7 protein-coding genes are annotated in these 6,000 nt (G+C 68.3%); 5 read left to right on the top strand and 2 right to left on the bottom strand.

Features of this window, described 5'->3' with window-relative positions:
* Positions 1-132 precede the first annotated feature (132 nt).
* Together ABNQ38_RS12170 and ABNQ38_RS12165 are read right to left on the bottom strand one after the other, a co-directional pair.
* On the bottom strand, positions 133-795 hold the full coding sequence (locus tag ABNQ38_RS12170) for a DsbA family protein (protein WP_377807094.1): 663 nt from the start codon (positions 793-795) through the stop codon (positions 133-135).
* Between the two features lie 66 nt (positions 796-861).
* Complete coding sequence (locus ABNQ38_RS12165; protein WP_109047699.1) at positions 862-1,335, bottom strand: DUF721 domain-containing protein; 474 nt, start codon at positions 1,333-1,335, stop codon at positions 862-864.
* Between the two features lie 209 nt (positions 1,336-1,544).
* Between ABNQ38_RS12165 and mutY the strand changes: the two genes are divergently transcribed.
* The 5 genes from mutY (at position 1,545) to ABNQ38_RS12140 (ending at position 5,949) form a co-directional block, all read left to right on the top strand.
* Positions 1,545-2,603, top strand: a complete 1,059-nt coding sequence (mutY, locus tag ABNQ38_RS12160; RefSeq protein ID WP_377807093.1) for an A/G-specific adenine glycosylase — start codon at positions 1,545-1,547, stop codon at positions 2,601-2,603.
* A 36-nt stretch (positions 2,604-2,639) separates the two neighbouring features.
* On the top strand, positions 2,640-3,362 hold the full coding sequence (locus tag ABNQ38_RS12155; protein ID WP_377807092.1) for a DUF1194 domain-containing protein: 723 nt from the start codon (positions 2,640-2,642) through the stop codon (positions 3,360-3,362).
* A 33-nt stretch (positions 3,363-3,395) separates the two neighbouring features.
* Positions 3,396-4,535: an NAD(P)/FAD-dependent oxidoreductase gene (locus ABNQ38_RS12150; RefSeq protein WP_377807091.1), complete on the top strand. Its 1,140-nt coding sequence runs from the start codon at positions 3,396-3,398 to the stop codon at positions 4,533-4,535.
* Positions 4,536-4,578: 43 nt separating this feature from the next.
* Positions 4,579-5,085, top strand: a complete 507-nt coding sequence (locus ABNQ38_RS12145) for a hypothetical protein (protein ID WP_377807090.1) — start codon at positions 4,579-4,581, stop codon at positions 5,083-5,085.
* A gap of 156 nt (positions 5,086-5,241) precedes the next feature.
* Positions 5,242-5,949: an OmpW family protein gene (locus tag ABNQ38_RS12140; RefSeq protein ID WP_377807089.1), complete on the top strand. Its 708-nt coding sequence runs from the start codon at positions 5,242-5,244 to the stop codon at positions 5,947-5,949.
* Positions 5,950-6,000: the final 51 nt, after the last annotated feature.

Below are 6,000 nucleotides of genomic sequence, written 5' to 3'. Positions count from 1 at the left end.
TGGGAAAAAACCTTCGGTGTACTGGGCAATGCGGACACTGCAAAACTGTTGCCCACTCCCCGACCCTCCGGCGCCAGAAGTCCGGGGAGGATCAGGAAGTAGGCATCACTAATAAAGACCTTGAAGACAGACTTACTTCAACAGCTTGTCGATCGCCCTGGAGAATTCCTCGAACGACTGGGCGCCTTCAATGCGGGCCTTGCCGTCGTTGAGGATGAAGGTCGGGGTCGCTTCGACCTTGTACTGGTTCTGGCCGGTCAGGCGGCTGTTCAGGATGGCGTCGGCCAGCTCCTTGTTGGCGAGGCAGGCATCGATGGTCTCCTGGCTCATGCCGGCCAGCTTGCCATACTGGCCCAGCGCCTTGGCCGGATCGGACGCGCGGCTCCAGGTCGCCTGGCTCTTGAACAGCACGTCGGTCAGCGGATAGTAGCGCTCGGCCGGCGCGCAATGGGCCAGCATGCTGGCGCTGAGTGCGGCCTGATCGAAGGGGAAGTCGCGGAAGATCAGCTTCACCTTGCCGGTGTCGATGTAGGCTTCCTTGATCTTCGGCAGGATGTCGGTGTGGAAGTGGGCGCAGTGCGGGCAGGTCATCGACGAATAGTCGAGGATCGTCACCGGCGCCTTCGGGTCGCCCATGACGCGGTCGGCCATCAGCTCCGACACCGGCGGCAGGGTGGCGGCGGCCTCTGCCGCCGACGGCGCCGCGGTCATGGCGGTGCCGAACGCGGCGGTGAAGCCGATGGCCAGAAGCCCGGCCAGCCCGAAATACCTGCGTCCCAGAATTTTGCGGTTCACTTTGCCCTCGTTCCTACCAGATGTTGACGTATAGACAATGACGTACCGATGCGTCCAGCAAGGCGGCTAGCGCGCCGCCCGCTTCGGCCGGGCCATCAGCGAACGGCCGAAGCGCTCCAGCGTGGCGCGCAGTTCCTCGTCCTCGATGGTCGCCGTGGTGGTGGTGATGCCGATCTCCTCGTCCATCGTCAGGGCGCGCGGGCGCACCACCGGCGACGGGGTGGACGGCAGGGCCGCATGGATCAGCTTGATCTTCGCCACCGCGCGATAGCCGAAGAAGCTGTTGATGCGCTCGATGATCTGCGGCTCCAGATGCTGCAACTCCAACGCGATGGCACCCATGGCGCGGATGTGCAGGGTTGCCTCCTCCCGCTTGCCGCGGGGGAAGCTGAGCTTGTCGGGGGCGGTGCGCAGCGACAGCTGCTGGCCGACGATGGACGGCCAGTCGGTGATCAGCGCGCCGAAGGCAAGCCCGCGCTTGCCCAGCACCTTGCCGGCGACCTCCGGAACGGATTGGCCGATGCGACGCGGTCCGCTCATGCTCTGCGATCACTCCTGTGCGGCCCCGGCCTTGGCGACCGGTTCCGGGTCATGTGGGTTGGCGGCACCCTAGCGCAAGCGTGGGCCGATGCCCAGCGCCCGGCCAGCGGGGTTGGGCCGGGGATTGGCCGAACACGTGGACGGGCACTTGGACGGGCACCTGCCCACTCCCTTCCCCAGACGCTCCGAACCCTCTATTTCTTCCCATCATGATTCCAGATTCCATCGAGGCCGCCCGGCGGCTGCTGTCCTGGTACGACCGCCACCGCCGCGACCTGCCCTGGCGCGCCAAGCCGGGGGAGACCGCCGACCCCTACCGGGTCTGGCTGTCGGAGATCATGCTGCAGCAGACGACCGTCCCCGCCGCAGCGCCCTATTTCCGCAACTTCACCGAACGCTGGCCGACCGTGCGCGATCTGGCGGACTCGCCGCTGGACGATCTGCTGGTCGCCTGGGCCGGGCTCGGCTACTACGCGCGGGCGCGCAACCTGCACAAATGCGCCCGCGTGGTGGTGGACCGTCATGGCGGGCGGTTCCCGGGCGACGAGGCGGCATTGCTGGAACTGCCGGGCATCGGCGCCTACACCGCCGCCGCCATCACCGCCATCGCCTTCGACCGCAAGGCGACCGTGGTGGACGGCAATGTCGAGCGGGTGATCGCCCGCATCTTCGCGGTGGAGGAACCGCTGCCCAATGCCAAGCCGACGCTGCGCCGGCTGGCCGCCACCCTGACGCCGGACTTCCGGCCCGGCGACTATGCCCAGGCGATGATGGATCTGGGCGCCACCATCTGCACGCCGCGCAAGCCGAAATGCATGCTGTGCCCGTGGGCGGAATATTGCGAGGCGCGCGCCGCCGGCATCGCCGAAACCCTGCCGCGCAAGGTCGCCAAGGCGGAGAAGCCGACCCGGCGCGGCGTCGCCTATTGGCTGCTGAACCCCGACGGTTCCGTCCTGCTGCGCCGCCGGGCGGAGGAAGGGCTGCTCGGCGGGATGGCGGAAGTGCCCTCCACATCCTGGGGGCCGGAGCTGCCCGGCGAGGCGGCGGTGGCGGCGCAGCAGCCCCTGCCCGCCCGCTGGCGCCGGCTGCCCGGTCTGGTCCGCCATACATTCACCCATTTTCACCTGGAGCTTGAGGTGGTCGCCGGACAGGCCGGCGCCGACTGGCGGCTGGCCGACGGCAACTGGGTGCCGGTGGACCGGCTGGGCGATCACGCCCTGCCGTCGGTGATGGTGAAGGTGGTGCGCCATGCCCTCTCGCATGCCTGAGCGGGGGGCGTAAGGCGCGCATAGGATGGAGTGCCGATGGAAATGCCGCGTGCCGTGATCGTCCTTCTGGTGGCCCTGCTCGGCCTGTGCGGAACGGCGCAGGCCGCCCCGCCCGGCGGGACGGATGGGAAGGCGGGGGTGGCGCTGGTTCTGGCGCTCGACGGATCGGCCTCGATCACCACCGGCGATCTGGAGTTCCAGCTGCAGGGCCATGCCGCCGCCTTCCGCGATCCGGCCGTGGCCGACGCGCTGGCCTCGGCCGGGGCACAAGTGACTCTGGCGGCCTATTCCGGGCCGAACAGCCTGCGCGTGCTGATCCCCTGGACCGCACTGACCAAGCCGGAGGATGCCGGCCGCTTCGCCGACCGCATCGACGCCCTGCCCCGCGGCTTCCAGGGCGACTCGACCGCCATCGGCAGCGCCCTCGTCGAGGCGGCGAAGCTGTTCGACCGGGGAGGCAAGGCGCCGCGGCAGGTGATCGATCTGGTGTCCAACGGTTTTTCCAATGCCGGGATCGAACCGGCCGAGGCGCGCGACCGGGTGACGAAGCGCGGAATCACCGTCAACGGCCTCGCCATCCTCGACGAATTCCCCTGGCTGGAGGAGTATTTCGAGGAGTCGGTGATCGGCGGACCGGGCAGCTTCGTGAAGAGCGCCCTGGACAAGGACAGCTTCGTCGCGGCATTGCGGCAGAAACTGATCCTTGAAATGGTCGCCCTGCCGGATCACATGCCGCAGCAAAGCGCCGCCGCAAGATAGGCGGCCGATAACAAGGCGAGAGGAGCGGGACCGTTGGAGCGCGTCGATTTCCTGGTGATCGGGGCCGGCATTGCCGGCGCATCCGCGGCCTACGAGCTGGCCGCCCATGGCCGGGTGCTGGTGCTGGAGCGCGAAACGCAGCCCGGCTATCACTCGACCGGCCGCTCGGCGGCGCTCTACACCCAGACCTACGGTCCGGCGCCGATCCGCGCGCTGACCGTGGCCAGCTGGGACTTCTACACCGACCCGCCCGCCGGCTTCGCCGAGCATGCGATGCTGACCCCGCGCGGCGTCCTCATCGTCGGGCGCGAGCATGAGATCGACCGGCTGGATGCGGAGTACGAACAGGGCCGCAGCCTGACGCCGTCGGTGGAGCGCTACGACCGCGAACAGGTACTGGCCCGCGCGCCCTTCCTGCGCCCGGACTATGTCGCCGGCGGCGTGTGGGAGCCGGATGCCCGCGACATCGACGTGCATGCCCTGCACCAGGGCTATCTGCGCGGGCTGAAGGCGCGCGGCGGCCGGGTGGTGACCGACGCCGAAGTGCGGACGCTCTCCCGGAAGGACGGGCTGTGGGTGGCGGAGACCGGGGCCGGCAGCTTTGCCGCACCGGTGGTGGTGAACGCCGCCGGTGCCTGGGCGGATGGGGTGGCGAAGCTGGCCGGCGTCGCCACCGTCGGTCTGGTGCCGAAGCGGCGCACCGCCATCACCTTCGACCCGGTGTTCGAGGATCCCGCCGACAAGGCCGGGCTGGACGGCTGGCCGATGGTGTCGGACGTGGCCGAGACCTTCTATGTCAAGCCGGATGCCGGCCGCCTGCTGGCCTCCCCCGCCGACCAGACGCCGATCGAACCCTGCGACGTGCAGCCGGAGGACATCGACGTCGCCATTACGGTGGACCGGCTGGAACAAGCCGCGCGCTTCTCCGTTCGCAGATTGGCCCACCGCTGGGCCGGTTTGCGCAGCTTCGTCGCCGACAAGGTGCCGGTGGTGGGGTTCGCGCCGGATGCGGAGGGGTTCTTCTGGCTGGCAGGCCAGGGCGGCTACGGCATCCAGACGGCGCCGGCCATGGGCCGGGTGGCGGCCGGGCTGGCCACCGGACGCGGCCTGCCGGAGGATGTGCGGGCGCTGGGCGTGACCGAGTCGGATCTGTCGCCCGCCAGGAAGCGCTAACAGGGAAGTCGGCAGTCGCCCGTCGGGGCGCAGGAGGCGTGCGATGCGTGTGCGTCGGTCGGTGGTGCGTCGGTCGGGGACGATGAGCGGGCGTGCTCTTGCCATAGCGGCGCTGGCCGCCGGAGCGCTGGCCGGCTGTGCCAACCCCGCGGCGGACGAGGCGCTGGTGGCGCAGACCGCCCTGGTCGGCATGCCGAAGGAAACGCTGCTGTCCTGCGCCGGGGTGCCGGAACGCCAGGCCAGCGTCGACAACCGCGAGTTCTTCACCTACCGCAGTTCCCGCCTCGTCTCCTACCCAAGCCCGCCGCCGGTGGGCTATTACGGCGGCTGGGGCTGGCCTTACTACGGCTATGGCGCCGGCTGGCCGTCCTATGGTTATGAAGTCAACAGCTTCGACTGTGAAGCAACCTTCAGTTTGAGGAATGGCGTGGTCGAGCGCGTCGTATATGGCGGCGCCACCGGCGGGTCGGCGCGACTTGGCCAATGCTATGCCATCGTCCAGAACTGCATGGCGCTGGTTCCGCAACGGACGATCAAACCAAGCCCTTGATTTCCTTGTCCATGCGACAACTCGTCACTGTTGCATAGCTGCTGCATCAGGAGAGGAAGGGTTGTAGCCCCCCTAGTACCCGTACTCGGTGTCTGGTAATAGCTCCATCGGCTGATGCCACAGAACAGCAACAACGCATTGCCTGGAGCAGACCCCATGACCATCCTGTCGCGCGCCGTCGCCGCCCTGCTGGTGACCTCGGCCCTTGTCGCCATCGCTTCCCCGTCGCTCGCTCAGGACTTCAAGGGTAAGTCGGCCGGCGACATCGTCGTCCGTGCGCGCGGCCTGGCCGTGCTGCCTCAGGAAAAGGGCACGATCAACAACACGACGCTGGGTGACGTCGGCTCGGCCAAGGTCGGCAACGACTACATTCCGGAAGTCGATTTCACCTACTTCTTCACCGACAACATCGCGGCCGAGCTGATCGCCGGCACCAGCCGTCACCGCGTGAAGGGCAACCTGATCGCCGCCGCCGGTGGCGTCACCGAGATCGGCAAGGTCTCGCTGCTGCCGCCGACCCTGACCTTGCAGTACCACTTCCTGCCGAAGGAGCGCATCAGCCCGTACGTCGGCGCCGGCATCAACTACACCTTGTTCTACAACGAGGACGCGGCCGAGAGCCCCAACGCCGGTGGCCTGCGCATCACCGACACCAACTACAAGAACCGCTTCGGCTGGGCACTGCAGGCCGGTGTCGACGTTGCCCTGACCGGCAACTGGTCGCTGAACTTCGACGTCAAGAAGGTCTTCCTGAAGACCGACGTGACCGCCAACGCCCGCCTGGGCTCCGCCGTCCTGCCGGTCACCTCGAAGGTCACGCTGGACCCGTGGCTGGTCGGCGTCGGCGTCGGCTACCGCTTCTAAGACCGGGTTTCGGGACCCGTCCCGGGCATCCGAAGGGCTGCCTCCCCCATT

Origin of the sequence: Azospirillum sp. A29 (assembly GCF_042604625.1) — a bacterium.
Taxonomy (GTDB): domain Bacteria; phylum Pseudomonadota; class Alphaproteobacteria; order Azospirillales; family Azospirillaceae; genus Azospirillum; species Azospirillum palustre.
Note: the sequence above shows the minus strand (reverse complement) of the source record. Positions and strands in the feature narration are given on the sequence as shown.